Below are 500 nucleotides of genomic sequence, written 5' to 3'. Positions count from 1 at the left end.
CCCGAAATCTGCCGCGCGCGCTGGGCGGCGAACAGGACGAGATCGAAGCGGTTGGGAATCTTGTCGACGCAATCTTCGACAGTGACGCGCGCCATGAACGGCTTCCTTGCTTGTACGACGATAGTCGGAAAGGCGGCGATTTAGGCTGGAAGTGCGCGGGAGTCAAGGAAAGCGGGTTGCATCCCGCCAGCGGCCCCGCCAGAGCAGGCGGATGGAGAGCCCGCGCGAACAACCGACCTTCACGGTCGCTGGCAACCGCCTGACCATGCTCGATACGGGTCCGCGACGTCTCGACACGCTGATCGCGCTAATCGACGGTGCCAAACACACGCTGCGCATCCTCTACTACATCTATGTCGATGACGCGGCCGGGGCCAAGGTGCGCGGCGCGATGATCCGGGCGGCGGCGCGCGGGGTGAAGGTATCGCTGGTGGTCGACGGCCTGGGCAGCGAAGTCGCCGAGAGCCATCACTTTTTCGAACCGCTACGCGAAGCCGGCG

At 64.8% G+C, this 500-nt stretch carries 1 protein-coding gene and 1 pseudogene; one reads left to right on the top strand and one right to left on the bottom strand.

What is annotated here, in order from left to right; translation table 11 throughout:
- Window positions 1-95: DNA-directed RNA polymerase subunit omega (rpoZ, locus tag AACY08_RS28905; protein ID WP_339472502.1), on the bottom strand; the 95-nt coding region annotated here is incomplete at its 3' end.
- Between the two features lie 116 nt (window positions 96-211).
- On the opposite strand from rpoZ, the pseudogene AACY08_RS28900 reads away from it, so the two are divergent.
- Window positions 212-500 (top strand): annotated as a pseudogene (locus AACY08_RS28900) (hypothetical protein); the annotation flags it as partial.

This window comes from Pseudomonas sp. EL_65y_Pfl1_R83 (assembly GCF_963970695.1).
GTDB lineage: Bacteria > Pseudomonadota > Gammaproteobacteria > Pseudomonadales > Pseudomonadaceae > Aquipseudomonas > Aquipseudomonas tritici.
This window is presented reverse-complemented; position numbering and strand designations above follow the sequence as displayed.